Below are 24,243 nucleotides of genomic sequence, written 5' to 3'. Positions count from 1 at the left end.
TTAGTTTGCAGGTTGCATTCGAGATTCTTCAGCTTGTTTTTTTCGAGCGTAGGTAAGAGATCCTAGAATGAGAACTGGTGCGGCGAACTGAAATACTGAACTAGTTAGAATGGCGCCGCCAATCATAGTGGCGTTAGCAAGGACACAACAGGCAACAACACCTGAACCTCCACCGAAAGCTTTTACGCGCATCCAGCGTTCTGCGTTTATACCAAGGGCGATAATTGAACCACCGACAATAATTCCGTTGATAGCAATGTCGTACCAGAGGGTAAAACTCATGAGCATCATTTCTCTTTCCTCGGTCTGAATAAACCAAGCGAACAGTCCCAAGACGGCAATGAGCGAGAGAAGAAAACCAATTTTTCTGGTGCTGGCTGAGAACGAACTGAGAGGGAATTTGAGCATGAAGGCCGATCCGATAAAGACCGCGAGGCTCGAGATGTTGCTGTACACCATGTTCATGGTTTGCATTTCCATTCCCATAAAGAACATGCTGATCGCCTGATAGACGAGGAAGGCAAACAAGGCTCCGATCAATTCATTTTTTTCTTGGCGGAACGGTTTCCACAAGAGGGCTGCGCAGATGAGGTAAAACACCCCCGAAGCGAGCATCAAAAAAACCTCAAAATGAAAAATCCCGATCATAGGTCCCGTCGACTCCATCATCATCATATTATCCATAAAATGTAGATTACTTCTAATAGCTAATATTGTAATCCCCGCTCTATTGCGGCACAAGTGGGTAACTACAGCGCCTAGGTGCGATAAATTTTAGAAGTGATAGAATAATAGGGTTATCAAAATCAAACGTTACTCCAATTTAATTTAAACTTATGGCTGAAAATTCAAGCATTGGCAACAGTTTCTCGGATGATCCGAAAAATATTATCGATAATTCGGTAATTTCTGGAAAAAAAGTGGTGATTGTTGAAGATGACGTCTTTTTGGGCAAGTTGCTCGCAAAACACCTACAGCAGTCTGGCATGAAGGTTTTTTTGATTGACCGGGGAGATGGTGCACAAGAGATAATTAAGAGTGACGTTCCTGATTTGTTGGTGCTTGATATCTTTTTGCCGGGGGTCAACGGCCTCGACTTGCTTGAAAGTTTGCGAAAGGATCCTGTTACAAAAAATCTAGCAGTCCTCATCGTTTCAAACACCGATCAGGTTCAGGATCGCGAAAGGGCAAAAAGTTTGAACGCTTCATTCTTGACTAAGGCTTTAGTGACGCCAATGAGTATTGTCGAGCACGTCAAGAAGATGTTTCTCGATTCACACTAATTTTTGATTCACGATTCGTACTGTAATCACCGACATGGAAATAAAATCCGCGGAGTTTAAAAAAAGTATACGGGGAACCGATGATATTTTACTTGAGCCTCATCCTCAGGTGGCTTTTGTCGGGCGATCAAATGTGGGTAAGTCGAGTCTTATGAACGCCCTTCTCAATCGGGTGGATTTGGTTCGTTCCGGAAAAACTCCGGGCAAGACTCAAGAAATAAATTTTTTTCTCATAAACAACAATTGCTATTTTGTTGATCTTCCGGGATACGGTTTTGCTCGCATGTCGATTGAACGGCGCGACCAACTAAGCAAAATGATTCAGTGGTATCTTCTCGGGATTGAGATTGCGAAAAGAAAAGTAGTTTTGGTGCTCGATAGTAAAGTTGGGCCAAGCGCGATGGATCTTGAAATGCTTCGGTTACTTTCTGAACACGGCAGAGAGGTTTTGGTGGTCGCGAATAAAATTGATTCGCTCAATCAAAAAGAACGCAGTGTTCAATTGCGGGAAATTTCTGAAAAAATTCCAGGATTGAAGATTGTTCCCTGTTCAGCTAAAACCAAAGAGGGGAGGGAAGAAATTTTGGAGTGGATTTTTAGCTAAAAGAAAAGCCCCGATTCGCTTTGCGAATCGGGGCCGAAACTAAATTACCGAACCGGATCGTAAGAAAAGTCACAGTTGGAAAGGACGAATTGTGCCACGCTGGTTTTCCCTGCTCGGAAAAGTCCGGCTGACATCAAGAGATAGAGACGCCACCTGCGCAAAAACTTTTCGTCGTTGTTGTACAGGTGCGCGATACGCGTCCATCCATGGCTGAGATTTTTTTCCCACTCGCAACAGGTTGGATCATAGTCGCGTCCAAACTCGTGAAGGTCGAGACGCTTAAACCTTTGCTGCGCGGACCGCTCGACTTGTTTTAGGCTCGGCACGACGCTCCCCGGAAAAATGTCATCGTTGAGAAACGGATCGGCTTCACCACTGCCAGTGATGGTGTGAAGTAGGAACAGGCCGTCTTGTTTGAGGTGACGTTGTGCCATCTCAAAAAACGCCCGGTGATTTTTCTGCCCGACATGCTCAAACATACCCACCGAAACCTCACGGTCAAACTTTCGGCTTGTTTGCAAGTCGCGGTAGTCAACCTCCCAAATTTCAATCGGCAAGCCATGGACAAGTTTCCGTGCGAATTTCGCCTGCTCCTTCGAGATGGTGATTCCAACTCCCGTGACACCATAGTGCTCGTGGGCGAATCGGAGAAGTTCCCCGAAACCACAGCCAATGTCGAGAATATGATCGCCCCTTTTCAACTTGAGTTTCCGGCAGATCAAATGAAGCTTGGCTTCCTGGGCATCATCGAGGGTCTGCGCGCGAGGTGTGCCACTCCAGTAAGCACAACTGTAGAGCGGATGTTTCCCGAGCATGGTTTCGAAAAGTGTGTTACCGGCATTGTAATGTTTCTCTCCGACAACGAACGCTCTCGCCCTGCTCTGCAAGTTAAACAGTGCCGCCCTGATCTTCAAGGCAAGGTCACTGAGTGATGATGAAAACAGTTTCGAGTCAAGCCCGTGTTGTACAGCTTTCTCTACAACAACATCGGGCCGCTCGCAGTCCCACCAACCATTTTCGTAGGCTCGCGCAAGCCCGCGAGTCCCCCAAAGTGCCACCTGGCTCCAGGTGCGATTGTCGTTAATTCTCACAGTCGAACCCTCAAAAGGATCTCGAGGGCCGCGGAGTGCAATTCCAGCATGAGTCAATGACTCGACCATTTGTTCTCTGCTTTTCATGTGATTTTCCTAGTTTCAAGGTGTCTAATTTTTATGATAATCCAAGCCTTTAAGAAAGGCAATTGCTATAAAAAATCAATTTTTTCTTTACGCTAGGGCGTTCGAATACAGCAATTTTAGTTTCTCGAGTCCTCGATGAGCTTGCACTGCCATAGTGTTTTTTGACTCACCAGTGATGAGTGACATTTCTTTGAGTGTCAGGTCTTGGACGTAGCGCATCCGCATAATTTTTTTGTACGGTTCGGGAAGACGCGCGATTAAAAGAATGGCTCCTTTGCCGTCGAGAAAATTTAAGAGACGCTCGGTGTCGTTGGTGGCTGCGGGTTCAAAACCTTCTTCGATAAGGACGTCGAGCGAGGTGGTTTTATGTTTCCGATGTTCGTCGACGATCAGGTGATTCAAAATGTGGTAGAGAAAGGCTTTCATGATGTCGATTTTTCCGCCTTTGACGAGGTAGACCCAGGTTTTCATGAAGGTGATTTGCACCAAGTCTTCGCTCAAGGCGCGATTGCTGATCTTGAAAAAAGCGTGGGCGTTGAGACCCTTTTGAAAATCAGTATGAGCCACGCTCAAGATTTCTTGTCGGTCTATTTTTTCTTTTGGAGTCATTATATATAATCGCCGTTTCAAGCGGCTTTTGGTTATGAAATTATTACAGTCACTCGGCAGTTTGTGCTCGGTGCTGTATTTTTCCCTCGAGAGTTTATGGGGAGTCTCTCAGATTTAGTTCTGGTTCATTACACTGCGTAGTGCAGTGTGCTGAAGAGTAGGTTCCTGAATATAGAGTGTAGCAGGATTTACAAAACATAGCTAGGATTTTTTTTGCAATAACTTTAGACATCAAACGGCTAGGGAACTATGGATAAAAATAAAAACAAAATCGGACCTGATTTTTTTGAGCGATTGTGGGAAGAAAGTTGGACGTACATTAAAACGGTGGTTGATGTGGTGAGAGAACCGGTATTGATTTTGGATAAAAATTTTAAAGTAATGGCGGCTAATGAGCCTTTCTATAGAATGTTTCAAGTCACCCAAAAAGAGACGGAAGGGAAGATTGTCTATGAGCTCGGCAACGGTCAGTGGAATATTGCGTCCCTCCGGAAACTGCTCGAAGATATTTTACCGAAGCACACTTTTTTCAAAGGATTTGAAGTTGCTCATGAATTTCCCGTTATCGGATCAAGGGTGATGATATTAAATGCGAGACAAATTCATTCACGATTTGTTACCGGAGTTGGCTCTGGAGATTCTGAACTTTTTCCGCCGATAATTCTTCTCGCTATGGAAGATATTACAGAAATGATCGCGGTTGCTGAACAGTTGGCGGGACACGTTAATCAGTTTGAAAGCAAACATTCTGCAAGAACTCAAAAGCTGGAAATCTCTATTACAGAATTGAAAAAACAAATCGAGGAGCTCAAGGTGAAGGTTGCAGCTAAGTAAAGAAAATACTCCCGCCGCGCAAAGCGCGGCGGGAGTATTTTTTAGTATTTAGTAAGAACTTTTCATTCCCACCCCGTCAGTATTTGAACCGGAAGAGTTATTTGGTGTATCCATGTTGAGAACGGCACCAACAGAGGCGGCTGGTTTGGCTGGAGTTTCTGTTGCTGGTTGATTGCGTAAATAGGGCAGGCCAAACAAGAAGAAGAGGATGGCAAGCAAGATGACGATTGTAATACCAATAAGAATTCCTGCTCCAGTACTTTCTGGGCTTTGATTTTGTGGCGGTGTGTTGATGATTGTTGTCATGTTTTTATAAAATATTAATAATATTTGTTACCTTTGCAGACGGCCATCATCACAAAATATTACAGTACGTTTATGGACTGTAATGTGTTAACCCTTCGGACGTCTTATTCTATGTGAGCGTTATCAGTTAAAAATTTTAATAAAAAAAATATGAATGGAACCAAAGCTATTGTAGGAGCAGTTGTTGCCGTTGTTGTTATCGGGGGAATCATTTTTTTCGCAACCAAAGATAGCACTACTCCATCGGATGGCACACCAGTAACTCCGACACCTTCTACCCCAGTAACTCCAACACCGACTCCAGTAGTACAAAAGGCTGGACTCCCGGTGGTGATTACTAATGTTGGTGTCACGCCTTCTGACACAACCGCAGTCGTTAATGGTCGTGTTACTCCAAATGGCGCCTTCACCAGTTATTGGTACGAGTACAGTCTTTCGTCTAATATGAGCAATACATTTACGACTCCAAAACAAACTCTTGGGGGAGGTTTCGTTTCGATTTCAGCTCCCGGTTACATCACCGGTTTAGCGAAAGATACGACGTATTACTTCCGATTAACAGCTGAAAATCAATTCGGTAGAGTTTCAGGTGCTCAATATTCATTTCAAACAACTCATGGCAATCCAGCGCCTGTAGGTAGTGCACCAACTACGAAAACTCTTGCAGCTGGCGGAGTATCAAGAACTACGAGTAATCTAAATGGGGAAGTGAATCCTAATTCGGCCGCTACGCAGTATTGGTTTGAGTTCGGTACAAGTGCTGACCTAGGAAGAGTGACCGCTTTTCAATCGGCAAGTGACGGATCAACTAAAGTGCCAGTATCAATTTCACTTTCTGATCTCACTCCATCTACAACCTACTATTTCCGACTCAATGCACAAAATCAATTCGGTACGGTCAACGGCGCAATTCTAAACTTTAAAACGGCTGGCCCAGCATTGCCGACTGTTAACACAAATTCTGCAACCGCTGTCGGCACTTCAACCGCAAGTCTTAACGGAACGGTCAATCCAAACGGTGAAGAAGTCACCTATTGGTTTGAGTACAGCACCGATTCGCTCTTAGGTTCAGTGTTACTCCGAACTACACCCCAAAAAACTCTTGGCGTTAGCACGGGAAACAAAACGGTTGCCGAGAACATTTCTGGTCTCGTTGGTAAAACCAATTATTATTTCCGACTGGTTGCACAAAACACTTCAGGTACTGTCCGTGGAGATAAGGTGACGTTTAGAACAAAATAAAATTTATTCTCGTCAATTTTAATTCACTTCAAAATTTATGGATTCATTTAATTCACCGACAACTAAACCATTGTATCGAGGGACGCAGATTGTTTGGTACATTCTCGGTCTCATTGAAGTGTTACTTGTCTTTCGATTTGTCTTGAAACTTCTTGGAGCAAATGCTGGCGCAGGGTTTACTCAATTCATTTATTCCACCACGTATATTTTTTCAGCCCCATTTCTCAACGTATTTCGTGTTACCAGCGTTGAGGGCAGTGTCTTCGAATGGACGACACTTCTCGCGATGCTTGTCTACTGGATTGTGGCGATGGGAATTATCAAAATGTTCGTGATGGGTAAAACGGTTTCTACGCCGGAAGCCGCAGTAAAATTGAATCACGAAGAGGAGGCGTAAAGAGTTTACAAGCTAATTAAAAATATATGGGAATTATACTTTGGATTATTTTCGGGGGTATCGTCGGTTGGGTAGCGTCTCTCATTATGAATACGGACGCACAGCAGGGAATTGTGCTCAATGTGATCGTCGGTATTGTGGGCGCAGTCATCGGAGGTTGGATTATGACTGCTACTGGCGGAAGCGATGTTTCAGGGTTTAATCTCTATAGCTTCTTGGTGGCAATTCTCGGGTCAGTTCTACTTATTGCCGCGGTGAAATTTTTGCGACGAGCGTAGTACAAATCCTGTAATATTACTGTCGTGCAAACGGCAAATATGGGGTAGGTACTGAAAGTGGTCGAACGCGTATATTACAATAAAAATTAATTAAAATTAAAAAAAATAACATGACAAATAGCATAACTTTTTCTAAAGTATCGAATTATGTTCTTGTCCAAGTTGGGTTGGTTGCGGTAGCTTTCATGGCTTTCGCAATTCCTTTCCTCACTCACGCCGCAGTGCTCAATCGCCAGCTCGATATTGGTATGTCGGGAAGCGATGTTTCTGCACTTCAATTGTTTCTCGCTAAAGATCCATCACTCTATCCCCAAGGAATCGTTTCGGGTTATTTCGGCGCATTGACCAGTGCTGCTGTTGCGAATTTTCAAACTCGTAACGGTATCGCTAGTGTTGGACGCGTTGGTCCTGTGACGCTTGCCGCTCTTAATGCCCAAATGGGTGGGGGAGTTAGTACCGGAGCAGATATCTACGCACCAGTGATCTCAAGTGTTGGAGTAAATACAACAAGTAGTAGCGCTAGTGTTTCTTGGAACACCAGCGAGTTTGCAAAGGGAGTTGTATATTTCAGTGCCACACCACTTACAACCTATGAAAATCCGCACACGGTTGATGTCAGTGGTAACACCGCTATGACCGATAGTTCTCTCCGAACTTCTCAAAATGTAGTATTGTCTGGTTTGCAATCTGCTACGACGTATTACTACTTGATCTATGTTACGGACGCTTCTGGAAATGTGAGCATCACGCTTCCATCAACGTTCCGCACTCAATAGTTTGAAGTGAAGTCTGACTAGAGTTTAGTTAAAAAAAATGCCCCGTTCGCAGAGCGAACGGGGCATTTTTTCTTGCTTTACAATAGCTTTCGATAATTATAGTATCAATTAAGAAACGTTGGAGGAAAAAGTCATGGCAATTCCATTTGATTCAGTTTTCGATAAGTCACCGGAGCAGAAGCGGGCAAGAGTGAATCCTGCCGGTCGGCAAACGCAGTTCAGTCGGGCACAGGTTCGCAAGATGGTTCTGTCTGCGGGTACATTCGATCGGTGCCTCGATCTCATCGACGAGCTTTGTGGCCAGAGAAGGCTCGAGCTTCTCTTGTGGAGCAAGGCCGTGTCCTTAGCCACTACGCCTGCGCATTGGGCTAAGTTGCACTTTCGGGCACCGACTACCAAACGGACAGCTTTCACACTTGCTCACATTGGCGCTTTGCCACTTGAGCCAGAGCAGTGGCGAGATCTCGTCTTCAAGGTAGGGATCAACCGAGGACCGCTAGGCACTCTAATCTACAGCAAAGCCACGGATGCGCAGTGGAGAGCGTGGTACAAGAGTTTCCCTGAGGTTTCAAGTGCTAGAGCAAGTCTTGCGCGCTTTCTCGGCATCAACTTGTCCGAAGATGCACCCGAACCGCCGCCAAGAGGTCGGCGCATCTCCATTAGTCGGTCAGACAGAGTGACTAAGCCTAAGAATAATTCGCCGCAAGAGGTTCACGCGTGAACCTCTTTTTTATTTTTAAAATCCCGATGCTCCGTACTCGGAGTTCGGGATCCCGACCGTCTTCGCGTCGGGACTAAAGCCCCGCCTTTTTTGCCACTCGTCCCGCACCCTTCACCACTTCTTTTTTGGCTTTCATAGCCGTGGCACTGATAGTATTCCAATGCTTTTTCAAATCCTCAGCCAATTCAGCAATTTCTTCCTTCGTGGCTTTCATGCCTTTTTCATAATCTTTGGAAACTGAATCGATAATTTCACGGTAGACTGGTTCGCTGACTTCTTTTGCTTGTTCAAGTTTTTCAATAACATCGCCTTTCATTTTGATCGCCCAAGCCTTAGCATGTTTCTGATGCTGTTTAGCTTTTGGGCTGAGGAAAAAATAGGCGGTAGCGGCAAGGCCGGCCAAACCCACGCCAATCATTCCTAATTTCATTGCACCCGATCCTTCTTCTACTTTTTTCTTTTGCATATTTTTTAAGATTAGCTTTTAACTTCGGCTTCTTTTACGGTTGCTCGCTTTTTTCTGCGCGAAGCAGGGAAGAACATTCTCAAAATCATGTTGCTGTCAAAACGATCCTTGATGTCCATAATAAACTCTTCAGATTCTTTAACTCCATTTTTAATAGTTTCGGTCAAAGAATACAGATTCTTCGCCGCCTTTATTAAGTAGTACATAAGTATAGCCGTAAGAAGGGCTAAAACTATTACAGCTATCCCTGTGATAAAAAAGAAAATATCAGCTTTCATTAAGGTTTCCATTGTTTAAATTGTAGCACAAATTTAGTAAATACCGCTCTACTGTTTTAGCTTTCCTATTTTTTTGAGTACCTCTGTCAGTTCCGCGGGCTTAGCCGTTCCAATGAGTAGTGTGTTGCCGCTTACAAATTCGAGTTGTAACCCCTGATCGCCCGAAACACTGAGCGCTCGTTTTTTACCAAGCCCACGCAAACCCCAGCCACCGTACTCGCGAACGGGTTTGTATTGTCGGACGAAACATTTGGTCATTTTTGGCCAGGCGTATTTTCGAAAAGTGATGTGAAGCGGGAAGAAGCGAACATACAAACCATCGAGTTTAATTTCGGTTTCAAGTTTGAAACTATAAAACAACACGAGAGGCAGGAGACAAAACAGAGAAGCCAGTATAATTTTAGTATCAGTCATCGGTTTGTCGCTCAGTTGTATTCCTAATCCTATTTGCGCATACGCGCCAAAAAAGAACAGTACCGGAATACCCGCAAGTAAAATCCACAGCCACCACTGTTTAAACTTTTGAGTCTCGGCAAATAAAATTTCGTTTTCCATTTTAGTTACTTTGTGATTTTGATAGTAGTAACTTTGTAAATTTTTCCCGCCTTGTCATACGTAATCCACTCGCCAACCTGTTTCCCTTTTTTGAAATGACCAGAACGCATGATCATGCCGATTGCACCGCCCGTTTTGGTGGGTTTTCGAAACCATTTCCAATACCCATCAGAAACTCCGTTAACCATTTTGCCCTTGGCCCAGATACTACCGTCTTTGTGATATACGATATTTGATTTTGCGGTGGATTTTTTCTGAGGCATTGTAATAACAGTATCTCATTTTGATGGGTTCTCAACAAGGTTTACAAAAAAGACAATACTGATATATTCATATGTAGAAGTTTTTGCTAGGCACATTCCCAAAAAACATGAACACACAAGCATTTAGTTCAATCCTGATTGAGGATCTTAGTCGCAAATACACCCCGCAGGAGGTTCTGCAAATCGTTGTCTTTTTGATCCCGTTTGTTTCAGATGGGCGCGTCGCGGCGGTCCGAATTTTCGAGCGCTCAGCGCTTTTCAAACCAGAGAAGCGACCGACGTTTCCCCAAATCATGACTCTTTTCAAGGAGCGGGAAGCAACGTGGCGGGCAAACCCCGATCGTGTCGGCGATCCCGATGACACAACTTCTGTCGACGTAGATGGACAGACCCAAACTTTGGGCATGAACAACACCAGCGCGTATTTCGCTATCTATCGAGATCTTGGTTTCAAACCTCTGCCGAAGATGCTTTTTTAAGCTTCTGCGTTTCGTATCCTCGCGACATCATTTTCGCGGGGATTTTTCATTGGTAAGAAATTTCGCACGCAGTTCTTTACAAAAATCAATCATCGTTTTTGAGACGGTTTCAGCCTAAGAGCCAGTGAACAATCTAATGCCTAGATAAAACTTCAAAATTTCGTGCGAAAATCAGACAATTCGAGGAAACATATCGAGATACGTTGACGAGAAGTGGGTGATTTGCAGCCGAAATTTTGAAGTTTTAGCAGGCAAGCTCTGTTTCGCACTTACCGTTGCGGTTAGATTGTGAACTGGCTCTTTTACCAATAGTCCCAAAATTCTTGTTCCGACAAATTGATTTTCCATTCTTGCAACACAGGCTTCCAGTATTGAAAACTTCCGCCCGCTTCTGGTTGTCGGGTTTTTTCCATATTTTCTGAAAGTTTCGGCAGAAATGTAGCAACAGGAATTCCGAAATCTTTTTCAAACCGTTCGCTCAATTTTGGGCTTTGAATGAGAATTCCATTGAGATCAAAAATGACGGCTTTTAGCATTTGGAAAGTATAGCAACCGAGAGGTCACCTGTGAATTTTTTCGTTCTAGGAAATATTGACAAACCCTTGTCAATCCAGTATTCTGCGACCTAGTTTGTTCTGTCTTATTTTTATGAATAGCAATTGTTACCGGATCGCTTGTGGGCAACTCTTTCCCGGAATTCCGTTCGAACTCAGAGATGATGGATGCTTTATCGCCATCAATCCTCAGTTTCAAAGCCACATTGAGTTGGCTGTTGGGTTTCATCCAGCAAGCGTTCAAGACGGGTTTATCTTGTCTGCCGGAATCGGAAGAGGTGAGCTTGCCCTCGATTGCCGGGAACGGTTTGATGGCTACATCGTGGCCTTCGACACCAATGAGCTCAGGTTTGGGGAACCCTTCGTTTCTTCCACAAAAATTTATTTTTGGCCGGGAGGGGAGAACCACAACGATGAGCCACTTTGGCGGCATGGCACGGATCGAGGTGACACCCGACACCCCCGCCAGCAACCGAGAAAGTTGGAGGCATGGGCATTGAGGAGAAATCAGAATCTATTTCTCGCGGGGCCAGACCGAAGTCTCAGGAAGCTTTGCGTCGGCCAGTCCGGCCCTGAGTTGTTTGAGGTGTCGATTGACGAAGTGGCGACCTATCTTGTCGAAAGATCGAGACGTACACGCTCGTTCAGGGGCCGCGACTGGGTGCGGGCAACCCTTGAGGAGATTCAAACGCATACGCAGGATCCGGTTCTTCTCGGGCATGTCCATGACGCCCGAAGACTGCTGGAAGCTATCCGCTAACATTTTTGGAAGTCACACTCCCGTTTACACGCGGGAGTTTTTTATTTCGGCTTAATTTAGAGACCATGGTCTCTAAATTAAGCCGAAAGTATTTTTTAAAAAACACGATCCGAGAAAAAGTTTTCATTTCAAGCCAATCTGCGATATATTGTTTGCATGGAAAATCAAAATACTACAACTGAAGAGGTGGTGGTTGAGCCAAAAGAGTCCGAGACTGAATCTGAAAAAAAAGAAGAATCAAAAGAACCACAGGATAAAATTACCGCACAGAGTCTGTACACAGGATTTAAAGTACTTTTCAAATATCTCGCCAGTTATCGCAAAGATATCATTATCCTCAGTATCATCGGTATTTTATCCGCAATCGGCAACGGTATTGTGCCATACATTGCTGGTCGATTTTTTGACGCGATCATCACGCCCGGTGTGGTAACTATTTCTGGCGCTGTTTTACCGCTCTACGTTGCGCTTCTTATTCTTTGGGCGACTGTTCAATTGATTACCTCAACGATAGACTGGCGAATTCAAATCAAGAGTGAATATCTTTCCAATTATATTTGGCTCGACTACATGGCCAAAGGTTTTAGTTTCCTGGTTAATTTACCGATGAGTTTTCATAAGACCAACAAAATTGGCGAGATTGGAAATAAAATAAATAATGCGGCCGGATCGCTCGAGACTATTGCCGGCCGAGTAGTGATTGATTTGGCGCCGCAACTTTTGAGTATTGTGATCGCGCTTGTGATTGGTTTTATTTTGAAACCAGTTTTGGCCGCGTTTCTTTTGGTGGGACTCATGCTCTACGCCGCTATTATTGCTAAAAAAGTGCAACCCTTGAGTCAGTATCAAAAAGAATATTATGACAAAGTATTCAATGTCATTTGGGGCGATGCCTATGAAATGATCGATAACACCATGGCGATCAAACAAGCGACGGCCGAGGAATATGAAAAAAACAAAATGGCCGAGAACGCACGGGTGGCACTTCCATTGTGGATGCGGCTGACAAAAGCATGGAGCGGACTCAATTTGTATCAGCGCGTTATTATTCTTATCACTCAAATTTTAATTTTTCTTTTTTCAATCTACTACATCCACCAAGGCACGATGACGATCGGAGAACTGTTGGCCTTTAACGCCTACGCCGCCATGATCTTCGGGCCGTTCATGACACTTGCGCGCAATTGGCAGACAATTCACAACGGCGTTATCAATATTCAAGAAACGGAAAAGATTTTAGCCCTGCCGACAGAAAATTATCACCCGGCGGGATCAAAGCCGTTCGCGGTTCGTGGAGATATTGTTTTTGATCACGTCTCATTTCAGTATGAAAATGGCAAACCGGTACTCACGGACATTTCTTTCAAAGTACAAGCAGGTGAGGTGATTGCGCTCGTCGGAGAGTCGGGTGTCGGCAAAAGCACCTTGATTGATCTCATGTCTGCGTATCATTTTCCTACAGAGGGAAAAGTCACAATCGACGGTGTATCGATTGACGCTGTCGATCTGTATTCGTATCGTTCGCAAATCGCGGTTGTGCCGCAGGAAGTTGTTTTATTTAACGATACGATCAAAACTAATATTAAGTACGGCAATTTCCACGCGACAAACGAGCAGATGGAAGCCGCCGCCAAGCGAGCTCATGCCCTTGATTTCATTCAGAAATTTCCGGACAAGTGGAATCAGATGGTGGGACAGCGGGGAATTAAATTATCTGTTGGTCAGAAACAGCGTGTGGCCATCGCTCGCGCCATCTTGCGTAATCCTCGAATTTTAATCCTCGATGAGCCAACCGCCGCGCTTGATGCGGGGTCTGAGAAAATTATTACCGACTCACTCGATGTCTTGATGAAAGACAAAACTACGTTTATCATCGCGCATCGCTTGAGTACTGTACGAAAAGCCAACAAGATTTTAGTTTTCAAAGAGGGGAAACTGATTGAAAACGGCAATCACGACGAACTTTTGAAAATTTCTGGCGGAGAATATCGGAGGCTTTTCGAGTTGCAGATCGGGTTGCACGGATAAATTGCAAAACGGCGAAATTTAGATATGCAGAGTCAATGACGTTGCTTTTGCAACTTGTTGCACTGGTCTGATAGCGATGAATTTCTTTTTCCAGCTTTTGAGAAAATCTGTAGTGGAAATAGTTTTTCCGCCAGTTTTGGCGGCGGGGTCGTTGTAGTAGACGATGCCATTTTCAATAGCGTTAATTACTACAAGATGTGGAATGGGATTGGTCGGTTCAAATTTGTAATGGACAGACGCGATGACGGGGCCATCTTTTAGATTTTTCTCAAATGCGGCAAGCGCAGCCTTCGAATCTAATTTTGAAAGGTCGAAGGATTTTCCATCAAGCTCATATTTTTTCGATAGGTCAATCAAACCCTGGTGAATCCAACCGGCGTTTTTCAGATAGGCGCCGGAGGCGATACCTCGATTGAGTAGTGTTGTAACCGATACAGAATCTAGTTCGAAATAATTAATTACCATTGCCAAGCTCGCAACACCACAACCCACTTTTTGCCAGGTCGGAGAAGCAATATCTTTAAATTGTGAAAAGAAGGGGACTACCGGAATAGTTGAGGTTGAAGCGGCGAGGGAAAAATTTTTATACACTTCGGGCAACACAGTTTCAATCTGTGCTGTGGAAACTGGAGTATTTTGAAAAATATTTGGGGGTACTGCAACGAACATAACCTATCCAGCATCTCAGATAGAGACCTAGTTAGCAAGGCTTTTTTGTGGTCTAATTTTGGACAATAACCTTTGTCCCAATTTCGGCCCAAGAATAGAGCTTTTTGGCGCTTTCAACGGGAAGATTAACACAGCCATGAGACCACTGTTCTCCAAAATGGTTGTGCCAATAGGCGCCGTGAATGGCCGCGCCACTTCCCGTAAAATATAAATCCCAAGGCACTCCGGGTAGGTCGTAGACCTGATCGCTCACACCTGGAATTGGTCCTTGCATAAATCGGCTTGGGGTCATTTTGAAAATTTGGAACGTGCCGAGGTCGGTAGGTGTCAGATCAAGTCCGGTTGAAATTGATTCTTCCATAAACAACTGATCACCGTCGTAGGCGAAAAGTTTTTCTTCTGAAAGATCTACCACAATGCGTTTCTTGGTTGTAGCAACTTCTCCTTTTTTGATTAAGACATCTCCTTCATTTCTAAATGTACGAACAAGATCAGCCGCCACATACCAGCCACCCGAGACGCGCTCGGGATATATCAATTCTTGGCCGAAACCAATTTTGTACCAGGTACGCCCATCTTGCTGTACTCTGTCAGCAACTTCGAGAACCACACCATTGCGCAGGCGAGTGACAATAGAATATTTTTCTCCAGGTCCAGATCGCACGTTGACGCAATCTCCCACGAATTCGAAATTGCAACTGTTTTGCACTTCAAAGTACTCGGTTGAATTTGCGTAATAGGTGATTAATTTTTGAATGTAAAACCCTGCAACAATAAGCAAAAGAATTGCCACGCCAAGACTTCCGTAGAAAAAGGGCTTGTTTGAATGTAGTTTTTTTAGATTCATCAGCATATATGCCGGTTAAGTAGAAAAAGATTACAGTGTTTGTGGAACCATGGCGATTGCTGTCGGAGTATCAACGAGGTCGGTGAAAATAATCAAACGTTTGGCAAAACTTTTTGTCGCCGGATCCCAGTCGCCACTACAGGTGATCAGGTTCAAGTGAGCGCCGTTCTCGGATTCAAATATATCATTTGTGTGTGTATCTGTCGCGTCGTACATTTTAAAATCTCGAACTACGAAAGAAATCGAGATGCCACTTGTGTCTACGATTGAGACGATGTCACCAATTTCCAATTGATCAAGGTGAGCAAAAACTCCATCCTGTGAATTCCAGCGATTGTGTGCTCCGATGACGGCACTTCCAGTTTGGCCGGGACGGGTTCCAAGACTAAACCAACCGACGTTCACGCGATTGTTTGGAACGGCCATGGCGCCATTTTCTGTCAGCCCCATGTCTATAATAGAAGCATCAACGGTAATCTTTGGAATTTTCAGACGTGCCGCGGGTAATTTTTGAACAATGTCCGAAGTGGCAAGAGTTACTTTTTTGGCGGCAATTTTTACCGGAACCTCAGGCTCTTTTCGATCTACTCTCGCAATTCGAGGAAGACCGCTACTGACGATTTTTTCCGCCGGTGTTTTAGCAAACAAGACTTGAGCTGGTTCGAAGGACGTTTTTGAAAAATTAAAACCAAGGATTACAATGGCCAATTGAAAAAATAGTAGTCCGGAAAAAATGCACTGAAAAATACCCGAAACAGAAATTGCTTTCGGGTTTTTCTCTCGAGTAATGTGAAGGGTAGGAGACATGGTGTGACTCCTTAAGCAAAAATTAGAAGTAACCTAAGGACAAAAATTATAACAAATCTATAAGCGTTTGTCAACAATTTCTCTGAGTGGGTTTGCCCTAGGGTTTCCGTGATATGATTCAGAGATGTATATTCTCTACGCGCTCATCGGCGCTGTCATGGCAAGTTTGGGAACAATTTTTGCCAAACTCGGGCTTAAAGGTGTTGACGCTAATTTGCTCACCGCCATCCGCGGTATTGTGATGGCAATAATCGTGACGCTTGCCGCGCTTTCTTTCGGAAAAATTTCCATGACATCCTTACAGTCACTTTCGTCGAAACAGTGGCTCTTTGTTATTCTCTCAGGCGTTGGTGGAGCACTGTCGTGGATATTTTTCTACCAAGCGCTCGCCGCCGGCCCGACTGTAGCCGTCACAGTCATCGACAAACTTTCAATTGTGTTCACTGCCATTCTCGCCGCTGTGGTTTTGCTCGAAGGCATCACGGTACAATCGGGGATAGGCCTCGGGCTCGTTTTTATCGGCACGCTTTTTGTGGCTGTTCCGTGGAATACAATTAAAGGGTTGTTTTAAAAAATAAAAACCGCTAAACGAATTATCGTTTAGCGGTGCGAAAAGAGCTCAGTTTAAACTACCTGCATTTCGGTGCCGGGCGGCAATCCTTCGGGAGGAAGTCGGTCGGGTCTGACAAAACAGGATTTAACGTGGACGGTTTTCAACGCTGAACCGTCATCTCCTTTGCCCGGCGGTCGACGCCAGTGAGCACAGCGGAAGTGAGCTCCCATTTCTTTGAGCGCTTGTGCAAGTCCTTTTTCTTGCGTCAATTTGTAGAGGCGTTCATCCTGAGCTGAAAGGAGATTTTCACCAGTGACGGTAAGAACCTGCGACTCGGAAACCAGCGTGCGCGGATCGGTTGAAGTCTGCCGCTCCCAAATGGGTTCAGCTAGTTTTCCTTTACCCTTACTTTTGGTCCCGAGGGATTCGAGGTACAGACAAAGCCCCACCACAATTCTGATGCTCAAACGAGCCACACTTTGAATTTCAGTCTCGCCGTATTCTTTTGCTTCCGACGATGCAAGCGGGTGCGCCAAAACCATCGGGTCACTGTCAAGAACAAGACTGAGAGGGGAATTAAATTCTTCTTCCGAAAGGTTAAGTCGCAAAAGACTCATGTAACCGCTCGAAGCCCTTATTGTGGCTATTCGTTCCTCTAAGATGGTCGAAGCTTTCGAATATTTTCCACTTTGTAATAACTCATCAATATGTTGGCGCAGGCCTTTAGCGGGGTGTACATAGTTGGGATCGATTGCAATTTGCCGGATCAAGAGGGTAAATCTTTTTTCAGGTATGCTCTGACGTGTGACGAGAATGAAGTCGCAGTTTGATGTGACCGTCCTCACTCCAGATTCACCTCGATTAAATGATTTCAAGGGAATGGAGAGGGCGATACCGAACGAATCAAATGGAAGTGTTACATCATTCCAAGTGATGTGTTTCGTCGAGGTAGTTTCGAGGAATTGTTGCAACTCGGAAGTTACACTATAAATTCTTCGCGATCTGCAAGACCATTGATGGAGTTCGAGCGGCAGGAGGAGGTTCCCTCCGATAGCGATGTTCTCCTCCATTGTTTTTTGATTCGGGTGAAAAAATTTATCAGGCCGGAAGGTTTGATTCCGCGAAAGCAAGAATTGCCTAAACTCCTGATAATGTGCGAAAACGCCATCACGGGTCTCGGGCAATTCCTGTCCTTTGTTTCTGGAGCACAACGTTCTTCCAAAAAGGAAGGCGTGCGTTTCCCAAAGGCGCAAAGCCTCCTCGAGGCGGTTTGTATTGTCACTCATGGTGTACCGAGTTTGATTGTCAAAACTGTGATTTTCTAAAAATCAAAATAGCACGCCTAAGTAGCATGCGTCAATTTTTTTGAAAACAAAAACCGCCGCGTGAATTTTCGCGCGGCGGTTTTTTGTTGCGACTCTTTATTTTTTCATCGGAGCTTTTTGGAAGTTCAGCATCCACTCGACACCGTATTTGTCAGTAACGAGACCAAAGGTCGCGCCCCAAAATTGATCTTCAAGCGGCATGAAGACGTCTCCGCCTTTTGCAAGTTTGTCGAAAATTGTTTTGATTTCTTTGGCACTTTCACAATCAAGGGAAATACCGACTTGGTCGCCACTTTTCGCTTTATCTCGCATCATGTCTGAACCAATGAGCACCCAGTCGCCCTTCTTCAAAGTTGAGTGCATGACTAGGTCGAGCTTGTCAGCGTCCATGTCTTTTTCCATCGGCGTGCCTTTGGCGGTCATAAATTCAAGTTCACCACCGAGACAGTCTTTGTAAAAAGTCATTGCTTCGCGGCACTTCTTGTCGTTGAATCTAATAAACGGATTAACTTTTGCCATATTTTTGTTGTTAATTAGTAAATAAGCTACGATAGTATTATAAACAATTATATTGCTTGCTGACTAGTGACGGCAAAAGCTGTTATGTATTACAAAATAAAGTGTTTCAAACCTAACGTGATATAATTATCACGGACTTAAAAGGTCGACGAATTTAATTTCCTACATTAAAAATTTAATTTATATTACACATGAATCGCAACATAATAATTGGAATCGTCGTTGTCGCAATTTTGGCAATACTCGGTATTTGGTATTTTTCATCGTCAACTATGCCAAGTGTGCCAGCAGAAACAAGTAGCACTAACACTCAAACAAATGTCACACCGGTAAAAAATACGACGACATTTAGAAGTATTTTTGCGCAATCAGGAAATCATCAGTGCTCCTATGAACAGGTTAACCCAACCAGTCGAAGCACCAGTGTGGTTTACATTGCAGATGGAAAAATGCGAGGAGAGTTTCGAACGATCACTGCTACCACAAGCACTGCAAATCTCATGATCTACAGTGGGGGACTTCTCTATTCTTGGAAAGAAGGCGCGGTGACTGGCAAGAAATTAAGCATCACTTCAGTGGCAGAACTTCCTGAAGTTATTCCAAGCGATCTTACCAGTGGAGCGGTATATGGTACCAATCCAGACAATGTCAGTTGGGATTGTCACGATTGGTTGATGGACGCCAAGTTGCTCACTGTTCCGGCAAATATTAAGTTCTAGATTTCGCAGAAATAGTTTAAACAAAAAAACATCCCGATCGGGATGTTTTTTTGTTTTTCGCATATGGATATGCGATTGCGAATTTTCCGATACCCTGTAGTCTTGCGCAGCTTGAATGATCGATACTCCGTCGTTTTTGATGCGGTTGATAATCTGTTCCTTTGTCATTAAGTCATGCGTTGCAAATCGGTTGTTGAACTCGGGGTACTGATTCTGGACAAAGCCTCAAAATTTGTGATAGGGTGGAATTAGTTTCATATATAGACCTTTGAAAACGACTGTTTTAAGGACAGTACTGCCCTTGGTGGGGCTCAATAAGGCTGTAAATTGAACACACAATAACAAATCCCAGATACGAAAGAGAGGAAAAAATGAGCACAATACTTGATGTAAAAGAGCTAACGAGCAGGATGGTTTCGTTCGATACCGTTTCAACCAATAGCAATTTGCCGTTGGTGAAATTTCTCCACCCTTTGTTAGTCGATATCGGTTTTGAGGTGGAAATCCAACAGAGAACCTTTGAGCATGGAACACTGGAGAAGGCAAACATAATCGCCCGCGCCGGCCCGCGAGACGTGGAATCGTTTATGTTTTCCGCCCACACAGATACAGTCCCCGTGGGTTCCAGCAATCACTGGGATTATCCGCCATTTCAGCTGACTGAGGAGAAAAGGCGAGGATTGCTGTTTGGACGCGGCTCGGTCGACATGAAAGGTTCAATTGCAGCAATGATCTGTGCAATCGCGCCCCTTTTGTCGAAAGCGGGAAGCTTCAAACGGGAACTGATTCTCGGGCTCACGTATGACGAAGAGGTTGGCCTGCTTGGAGCCAAACATCTCGTCGAATCCAAATTGATTCGACCTCGATACGCGTTGGTTGGTGAACCAACTTTAATGCGACCGATGCGTATGCACAAGGGACACATTTACTTGCGCGCCCTATGTCGCGGAGTCAGTGGTCATGCGAGTGACCCCCAAAGCGGTATCAACGCTATTGAGATCGCAGCAGGGGTTATTGAAAAGTTACGCGCATTTGCTGGTGAACTAGCGATGCAGGAAAACGAGGAATATGATCCTCCTTGCGCGACATTAAACATCGGGGTGATCAAAGGCGGTACAAAAGCCAATGTGATTGCCGAGGAATGCGCAATCGAGTTTGATATCCGCCCCATCAAAGGGCAGACATCGGATTTGATGATTCAAGACCTCGTGGCCCGAATGCGAAGTATTGGGGAGCACGGAGGGCAACCCCTCGTTTCGCTTCGCCTCATGCGTTGTCCTACTGAACCGGTAACCACGGATGCGAATTCATTAATCGTGACCGTGGCGGAACAGGTGACAGGTATCAAGGCGCGAGGAGTACCATACGGCACAGACGCGTCAGTTCTCCAACTAATGGGTACCGACTGTCTCATCTTGGGACCTGGCGACATCGCGCAAGCGCACAAACCGAATGAGTTTGTCAAAACTGAGCAACTAGAGTCTGCCGTTACCAAGTTCAGGCAGATTGCACAAAAGATGTGTCTCTGAAACCAAAAGGAAAGGATTCATTATGAAAGATAGAAAATTGGCGACGAGCCAGCTTCGCGAGATGCTTACCTACGTCGCGCGGTTCGGACATTCAACCTTCGTCATCGCAATTGATGGCAGGGTACTTGAGGGTAATGACATACTCTCTGTAGCAGGGGACATTACTCTGCTTCATGCGGTCGGTATTCGTATTGTGCTAGTGCTCGGTTCTTCCGACCAGTCTGATTACCGGATAAGACGGAAAACTCGGTACGCACGACTGCAATCACTTGCCGCGCAGTTGTGCCGATCCCTTAACATGCTCCACTGCAATTTCTTGGTTTCAAACAAACCGGAAGTTACAAAATCACAGGGTTTCGCATTCAAGGTGGAGGAGAATGACATCGGCACCGAGTCGCTTCCGGACAAGGTTGGTGACATTCTGGCCAAAGGGTTACTGCCGGTCATTGTTGCAAGACCGAAAGATGAAAATACCGATGAATCGTGGTTTGGTTCGTTGCTGCGAGTCACGACCAGTCTGTGCGCAGGAATATCGACAAACAAACTGATCTACCTCTCGTGCGTTGACGGTATTTTCCAAAGGGGTAGCGCTCTACTGAGAGAAGCGCAGCCGAGTGAAGTCCGCCAACTGGTAACGGACGGTGTCATTACGGGACAGTTCGCGGAGTTCACGTCAATGGCAGAACAGGTAATCAGTACAGGAGTGTTGCGCGTTCACTTCATTAATGGCAAGGTCATTGGTGGCTTACTCAGTGAAGTGTTCACCAAGGATGGCGTCGGAACAATGATTCACCAGAATCCCTACCAGGAAATTCGCTCCGCGCGCGAATCCGACATTGGCGGTATTCTGAATGTCCTTGGCACACAGGAAAGCCGTGGCGATGTTCGTCAACACACGGAAGAGATGATCGGGGCGCAGCTCGCGAATTATCGTGTTGCAGTAAAGGACGACGGAGTTATGGCTTGCGGTTGTCTGCGCTGTTTCCCAAGTGAGAAAAAGGCGTTGATTAGTTCGCTTGCGGTTGATCAATCATACCTCAGTGACGGTATTGGGGAGCTCATGCTTGAGCGCCTCTTTGAAGAAGCGGGGGGTCAGGGGGTGGCGCTACTAACATTGGTCAGCCCGCACACAGGGCAATGGTGGCTCAGTCAGAAGTTTACTACCGGTAAGATTTCGGATCTCCCGCTAGATCTTCAGGCCAGCAACAGTTCATCCGCCATCACAATCTTGGTGCGACGGCTCGAAAGTTGAATGTCGATAGCAATCACACCCGGAGTTACAGAAATGTGCCCCGGGTTTTTTTATACCAAAAATGTAAATCTTGACGGTCAGAAAATGAAAGGCAGCACGAAGAAAGTAGCCCTAAATTACAACATTATTATACATAAAAGATATATGAAAAAAATCGCCCCCGTCCCGTGGACGAAGGCCGAATGTTACCTGCTGAAATAACCACCGGCAATATTTGGACAACATTTTTTCATCACTTTCCTGAAAAATCGGGTCATCCGTAATAATGTCTACGAAAAGCAACTTCATTATATTTTTACTTTTTTGCGTGACTCCACCCCTCAAGCATCCGAAGAATTTCTTCAAGATTTTTAAAAGCATTCCCGGTTGCAACACACACTATCGTTTCGTTCGGCTCTGACTTAATCTGCGAGAACGCAGCAAAAGGAGCAAGAGAAGTTGGCTCAACAACAAAGGATTCTTCAGTTATCAATTCTTTAAGTACACGGACCAAATCGGCATCAGTAATTTCAATTACAGCGCCATCCGTTTCCTTAATGGCCTTTATCGCTTTCGGAGAACAATAACTTTCCATGGCGGCAATTCCCCCCTCAGCAATTGAATGGGGTGAATTGGGTAGGGCGACAAAATCCTTTCCCTGCCGTAACGCTTCAGCAACAGGTGAAAATCCGGCAATTTGAACTCCTATCATCTTCGGAATTTTTTTTATTTTCTTCATCTGTAAAAGTTCCCAAAAACCTTTGTATACTGCGAAAAGCAGCGAACCGTTACCGATTGGAACAACAACGGTATCGGGTACCGCATCTAACTGTTCATAAATTTCAAAAGCAATGGTCTTATTACCTTCTTCCCTATAAACATATTTGCCAGCCGTAAAATTTACAACTGTATCTTTCAACGAATGTGAATCAATGACATTGCGATAAATGTTTTCGTAGTCACCCTTGTGCAATTGAAACTTTGCACCAAAAATCTGAAGCAACTGCTTTTTACCTTCAGAAGTCGTCTCCGGTATATGGCAGAGACACTCGATACCGGCCTTATTGCTATAAGCTACGGCTGAAATCGCGGCATTTCCCGATGAAACAATCTCAATTTTTTTTGTGCCTTGCTCACTTTCAACATTGATGCCTACCGCGGTTTCTCGGTCTTTAAAACATCCGGTGGGATTTCCAGTTTCGTTTTTGACAAAAAGGCGCGCCAAACCGTATTTCAGTCCGAATTTTTGAAAGTGAAGCAGGGGAGTATTACCTTCACCCAAAGTAATTGAAAACTTTTCATTGGGAAGCAACGGTAAAAATCTATCTAAACCGTTATGAGTACCGACGAGTGGAAAATTTTCAGCCGCCTTTTTGTAGTCATAAAGCACGGTTTCATAATCGTAGTACCGGCTCGTTGAGCATGTGCAGGAAATAACACCTTTCTTCGACGGCTTTAAACATTTACTGCAAACAATTGTAATATCTTTCTTCATCGTAATTCTTGAATTAAAAGCATACCACAACATAGGGGAAGCACTAGAGTCATCAAAAATTGAATAATAAATGGCATTAGATATTTTGGCAAGAAAAAAGGAGAAAATCGTTCAGAAATTCTCCTCCTAATATATTCAGTGCACAATGTTGAGATTGCGCTGTGGGTCAAAGAACACGGTCGCGAGCGGCGAATGATCGTTTCCGAGAATTCGTAAGAGCCGCCGCACATTTCGCTGCTGGTCGGCATAATCTTGCTCGGGGTTATGCTCCGAACATTTGGGTAACACCGTAACGTTGTAACCAAATTGACGAAACCGCTCAAGATGAAAGGCTGTGTCTAGAGCAGCGCAGGTATAGCGCCCATCGGAATGACGAAGCTTGATACCCTGCTTCACAGTCAGAAGTTTTTGACCCTCGCCATTCTCCAGTTGACCCTGCTTCATGAGCTTATCAATCAAGACTTCAGCGTGTCCGGCCATCTCCGACTCCCAAAAAACACTGTCGGGAGCAAATCCGCAAACGGTGGCAAATTCGAGATAACCTTCCACGGAAAAGCCATTTCTTTTGGCGTTGTAGTCATCAACAAACACGATTCGCCTTGGAGTAATACCCTCCAAAGATAATTGCTTGCAAATCTCACACGCTACCGCAAAGCCCTCCCGTTGTTCTTGGCCCGGTACCTGGTCGGCATAGATATGTCCGGCCTCAATGGTTACCTCGGTTATCTTATTGAACCGCAAAGTCCGGAGAAACTTACTGAGAGGACCGTGGTCTTCTGTTTTCGAGAGATTCGAATTCGACACTTTTATCTCCTTTGGTTGAGTTTTTACTGACAATTTCTGAAGTTGAGAATAAACCATATTAAAACCGATGTCAATAAAAAAGGAGAAAATCTTTTGGAAATTCTCCTTGGGTTAACTACAATTTAATGGCGATA

32 protein-coding genes are annotated in these 24,243 nt (G+C 44.7%); 16 read left to right on the top strand and 16 right to left on the bottom strand.

Features of this window, described 5'->3' with window-relative positions; genetic code table 11:
• Nucleotides 1-684, bottom strand: a complete 684-nt coding sequence (locus V4467_01055) for a hypothetical protein (GenBank protein MES2087560.1) — start codon at nucleotides 682-684, stop codon at nucleotides 1-3.
• 152 nt (nucleotides 685-836) lie between these two features.
• Here V4467_01055 and V4467_01050 point away from each other — a divergent pair, with 152 nt between their 5' ends.
• A complete protein-coding gene (locus V4467_01050; protein ID MES2087559.1) occupies nucleotides 837-1,283 on the top strand; it encodes a response regulator in 447 nt (148 codons plus the stop codon).
• A gap of 34 nt (nucleotides 1,284-1,317) precedes the next feature.
• Nucleotides 1,318-1,887, top strand: coding sequence for a ribosome biogenesis GTP-binding protein YihA/YsxC (gene yihA / locus V4467_01045; protein MES2087558.1), 570 nt, complete (start codon nucleotides 1,318-1,320; stop codon nucleotides 1,885-1,887).
• A 44-nt stretch (nucleotides 1,888-1,931) separates the two neighbouring features.
• Here yihA and V4467_01040 read toward each other — a convergent pair whose 3' ends face one another.
• A complete protein-coding gene (locus V4467_01040) occupies nucleotides 1,932-3,065 on the bottom strand; it encodes a class I SAM-dependent methyltransferase (GenBank protein ID MES2087557.1) in 1,134 nt (377 codons plus the stop codon).
• 87 nt (nucleotides 3,066-3,152) lie between these two features.
• The gene (locus V4467_01035; GenBank protein ID MES2087556.1) at nucleotides 3,153-3,674 is read right to left on the bottom strand and encodes an RNA polymerase sigma factor; all 522 of its coding nucleotides are present in this window, start codon (nucleotides 3,672-3,674) and stop codon (nucleotides 3,153-3,155) included.
• A gap of 249 nt (nucleotides 3,675-3,923) precedes the next feature.
• On the opposite strand from V4467_01035, the gene V4467_01030 reads away from it, so the two are divergent.
• A complete protein-coding gene (locus tag V4467_01030; GenBank protein ID MES2087555.1) occupies nucleotides 3,924-4,508 on the top strand; it encodes a PAS domain-containing protein in 585 nt (194 codons plus the stop codon).
• 48 nt (nucleotides 4,509-4,556) lie between these two features.
• On the opposite strand, the gene V4467_01025 is transcribed toward V4467_01030, so the two are convergent.
• A complete protein-coding gene (locus V4467_01025; GenBank protein MES2087554.1) occupies nucleotides 4,557-4,814 on the bottom strand; it encodes a hypothetical protein in 258 nt (85 codons plus the stop codon).
• Between the two features lie 150 nt (nucleotides 4,815-4,964).
• On the opposite strand from V4467_01025, the gene V4467_01020 reads away from it, so the two are divergent.
• The 5 genes from V4467_01020 to V4467_01000 all read left to right on the top strand — a co-directional run bounded on the left by V4467_01020 (nucleotide 4,965) and on the right by V4467_01000 (nucleotide 8,228).
• On the top strand, nucleotides 4,965-6,056 hold the full coding sequence (locus tag V4467_01020) for a hypothetical protein (protein MES2087553.1): 1,092 nt from the start codon (nucleotides 4,965-4,967) through the stop codon (nucleotides 6,054-6,056).
• A 37-nt stretch (nucleotides 6,057-6,093) separates the two neighbouring features.
• Nucleotides 6,094-6,453 carry a YggT family protein gene (locus V4467_01015; GenBank protein ID MES2087552.1) on the top strand — a complete coding sequence of 120 codons (360 nt, stop codon included), beginning with the start codon at nucleotides 6,094-6,096 and terminating at the stop codon, nucleotides 6,451-6,453.
• 26 nt (nucleotides 6,454-6,479) lie between these two features.
• Nucleotides 6,480-6,731, top strand: a complete 252-nt coding sequence (locus V4467_01010; GenBank protein ID MES2087551.1) for a GlsB/YeaQ/YmgE family stress response membrane protein — start codon at nucleotides 6,480-6,482, stop codon at nucleotides 6,729-6,731.
• Nucleotides 6,732-6,841: 110 nt separating this feature from the next.
• Nucleotides 6,842-7,507: a peptidoglycan-binding protein gene (locus tag V4467_01005; GenBank protein MES2087550.1), complete on the top strand. Its 666-nt coding sequence runs from the start codon at nucleotides 6,842-6,844 to the stop codon at nucleotides 7,505-7,507.
• Between the two features lie 133 nt (nucleotides 7,508-7,640).
• A complete protein-coding gene (locus tag V4467_01000) occupies nucleotides 7,641-8,228 on the top strand; it encodes a hypothetical protein (GenBank protein ID MES2087549.1) in 588 nt (195 codons plus the stop codon).
• Nucleotides 8,229-8,301: 73 nt separating this feature from the next.
• On the opposite strand, the gene V4467_00995 is transcribed toward V4467_01000, so the two are convergent.
• The 4 genes from V4467_00995 to V4467_00980 are packed head-to-tail and all read right to left on the bottom strand — an operon-like array spanning nucleotide 8,302 to nucleotide 9,790.
• Nucleotides 8,302-8,694, bottom strand: coding sequence for a hypothetical protein (locus V4467_00995; GenBank protein MES2087548.1), 393 nt, complete (start codon nucleotides 8,692-8,694; stop codon nucleotides 8,302-8,304).
• 11 nt (nucleotides 8,695-8,705) lie between these two features.
• The gene (locus V4467_00990) at nucleotides 8,706-8,984 is read right to left on the bottom strand and encodes a hypothetical protein (protein MES2087547.1); all 279 of its coding nucleotides are present in this window, start codon (nucleotides 8,982-8,984) and stop codon (nucleotides 8,706-8,708) included.
• A 36-nt stretch (nucleotides 8,985-9,020) separates the two neighbouring features.
• Complete coding sequence (locus V4467_00985) at nucleotides 9,021-9,527, bottom strand: DUF6141 family protein (GenBank protein ID MES2087546.1); 507 nt, start codon at nucleotides 9,525-9,527, stop codon at nucleotides 9,021-9,023.
• Nucleotides 9,528-9,532: 5 nt separating this feature from the next.
• Nucleotides 9,533-9,790 (bottom strand): hypothetical protein, encoded by a 258-nt coding sequence (locus tag V4467_00980; protein ID MES2087545.1) that lies wholly within the window; start codon nucleotides 9,788-9,790, stop codon nucleotides 9,533-9,535.
• Nucleotides 9,791-9,897: 107 nt separating this feature from the next.
• Between V4467_00980 and V4467_00975 the strand changes: the two genes are divergently transcribed.
• Nucleotides 9,898-10,269, top strand: coding sequence for a hypothetical protein (locus tag V4467_00975; GenBank protein ID MES2087544.1), 372 nt, complete (start codon nucleotides 9,898-9,900; stop codon nucleotides 10,267-10,269).
• 302 nt (nucleotides 10,270-10,571) lie between these two features.
• Here the strand turns inward: V4467_00975 and V4467_00970 are convergent, their stop codons facing one another.
• Nucleotides 10,572-10,805 carry a hypothetical protein gene (locus V4467_00970; GenBank protein ID MES2087543.1) on the bottom strand — a complete coding sequence of 78 codons (234 nt, stop codon included), beginning with the start codon at nucleotides 10,803-10,805 and terminating at the stop codon, nucleotides 10,572-10,574.
• Between the two features lie 112 nt (nucleotides 10,806-10,917).
• On the opposite strand from V4467_00970, the gene V4467_00965 reads away from it, so the two are divergent.
• The gene (locus tag V4467_00965; GenBank protein ID MES2087542.1) at nucleotides 10,918-11,583 is read left to right on the top strand and encodes a hypothetical protein; all 666 of its coding nucleotides are present in this window, start codon (nucleotides 10,918-10,920) and stop codon (nucleotides 11,581-11,583) included.
• A gap of 156 nt (nucleotides 11,584-11,739) precedes the next feature.
• On the top strand, nucleotides 11,740-13,611 hold the full coding sequence (locus V4467_00960; protein MES2087541.1) for an ABC transporter ATP-binding protein: 1,872 nt from the start codon (nucleotides 11,740-11,742) through the stop codon (nucleotides 13,609-13,611).
• A gap of 18 nt (nucleotides 13,612-13,629) precedes the next feature.
• Here V4467_00960 and V4467_00955 read toward each other — a convergent pair whose 3' ends face one another.
• From V4467_00955 to V4467_00945, 3 genes are read right to left on the bottom strand one after another with little or no spacing between them, the layout of a single operon-like run.
• Nucleotides 13,630-14,280: a C39 family peptidase gene (locus V4467_00955; protein MES2087540.1), complete on the bottom strand. Its 651-nt coding sequence runs from the start codon at nucleotides 14,278-14,280 to the stop codon at nucleotides 13,630-13,632.
• A gap of 52 nt (nucleotides 14,281-14,332) precedes the next feature.
• Nucleotides 14,333-15,127 carry a L,D-transpeptidase family protein gene (locus tag V4467_00950; GenBank protein ID MES2087539.1) on the bottom strand — a complete coding sequence of 265 codons (795 nt, stop codon included), beginning with the start codon at nucleotides 15,125-15,127 and terminating at the stop codon, nucleotides 14,333-14,335.
• A 30-nt stretch (nucleotides 15,128-15,157) separates the two neighbouring features.
• Complete coding sequence (locus tag V4467_00945; GenBank protein ID MES2087538.1) at nucleotides 15,158-15,934, bottom strand: class F sortase; 777 nt, start codon at nucleotides 15,932-15,934, stop codon at nucleotides 15,158-15,160.
• 124 nt (nucleotides 15,935-16,058) lie between these two features.
• Here V4467_00945 and V4467_00940 point away from each other — a divergent pair, with 124 nt between their 5' ends.
• Nucleotides 16,059-16,505, top strand: a complete 447-nt coding sequence (locus V4467_00940) for an EamA family transporter (GenBank protein ID MES2087537.1) — start codon at nucleotides 16,059-16,061, stop codon at nucleotides 16,503-16,505.
• Between the two features lie 53 nt (nucleotides 16,506-16,558).
• On the opposite strand, the gene V4467_00935 is transcribed toward V4467_00940, so the two are convergent.
• Nucleotides 16,559-17,557, bottom strand: a complete 999-nt coding sequence (locus V4467_00935) for a hypothetical protein (GenBank protein ID MES2087536.1) — start codon at nucleotides 17,555-17,557, stop codon at nucleotides 16,559-16,561.
• A gap of 15 nt (nucleotides 17,558-17,572) precedes the next feature.
• On the opposite strand from V4467_00935, the gene V4467_00930 reads away from it, so the two are divergent.
• Nucleotides 17,573-17,812: a hypothetical protein gene (locus V4467_00930; GenBank protein ID MES2087535.1), complete on the top strand. Its 240-nt coding sequence runs from the start codon at nucleotides 17,573-17,575 to the stop codon at nucleotides 17,810-17,812.
• A 96-nt stretch (nucleotides 17,813-17,908) separates the two neighbouring features.
• Here the strand turns inward: V4467_00930 and V4467_00925 are convergent, their stop codons facing one another.
• Entirely contained in the window at nucleotides 17,909-18,331 is a 423-nt protein-coding gene (locus V4467_00925; protein MES2087534.1) for a VOC family protein, read from the bottom strand.
• A 191-nt stretch (nucleotides 18,332-18,522) separates the two neighbouring features.
• Here V4467_00925 and V4467_00920 point away from each other — a divergent pair, with 191 nt between their 5' ends.
• The 3 genes from V4467_00920 to V4467_00910 all read left to right on the top strand — a co-directional run bounded on the left by V4467_00920 (nucleotide 18,523) and on the right by V4467_00910 (nucleotide 21,831).
• Complete coding sequence (locus V4467_00920) at nucleotides 18,523-19,050, top strand: hypothetical protein (protein ID MES2087533.1); 528 nt, start codon at nucleotides 18,523-18,525, stop codon at nucleotides 19,048-19,050.
• A 371-nt stretch (nucleotides 19,051-19,421) separates the two neighbouring features.
• A complete protein-coding gene (argE, locus tag V4467_00915; protein ID MES2087532.1) occupies nucleotides 19,422-20,579 on the top strand; it encodes an acetylornithine deacetylase in 1,158 nt (385 codons plus the stop codon).
• Nucleotides 20,580-20,601: 22 nt separating this feature from the next.
• The gene (locus V4467_00910) at nucleotides 20,602-21,831 is read left to right on the top strand and encodes a GNAT family N-acetyltransferase (protein MES2087531.1); all 1,230 of its coding nucleotides are present in this window, start codon (nucleotides 20,602-20,604) and stop codon (nucleotides 21,829-21,831) included.
• Between the two features lie 295 nt (nucleotides 21,832-22,126).
• On the opposite strand, the gene V4467_00905 is transcribed toward V4467_00910, so the two are convergent.
• Together V4467_00905 and V4467_00900 are read right to left on the bottom strand one after the other, a co-directional pair.
• Nucleotides 22,127-23,338 (bottom strand): pyridoxal-phosphate dependent enzyme, encoded by a 1,212-nt coding sequence (locus V4467_00905; GenBank protein ID MES2087530.1) that lies wholly within the window; start codon nucleotides 23,336-23,338, stop codon nucleotides 22,127-22,129.
• A 102-nt stretch (nucleotides 23,339-23,440) separates the two neighbouring features.
• The gene (locus V4467_00900) at nucleotides 23,441-24,166 is read right to left on the bottom strand and encodes a hypothetical protein (GenBank protein ID MES2087529.1); all 726 of its coding nucleotides are present in this window, start codon (nucleotides 24,164-24,166) and stop codon (nucleotides 23,441-23,443) included.
• Between the last annotated feature and the right edge of the window lie 77 nt (nucleotides 24,167-24,243).

Source organism: Patescibacteria group bacterium, from assembly GCA_040390045.1.
Taxonomy (GTDB): Bacteria; Patescibacteriota; Minisyncoccia; order Phycocordibacterales; family SIBU01; genus SIBU01.
This window is presented reverse-complemented; position numbering and strand designations above follow the sequence as displayed.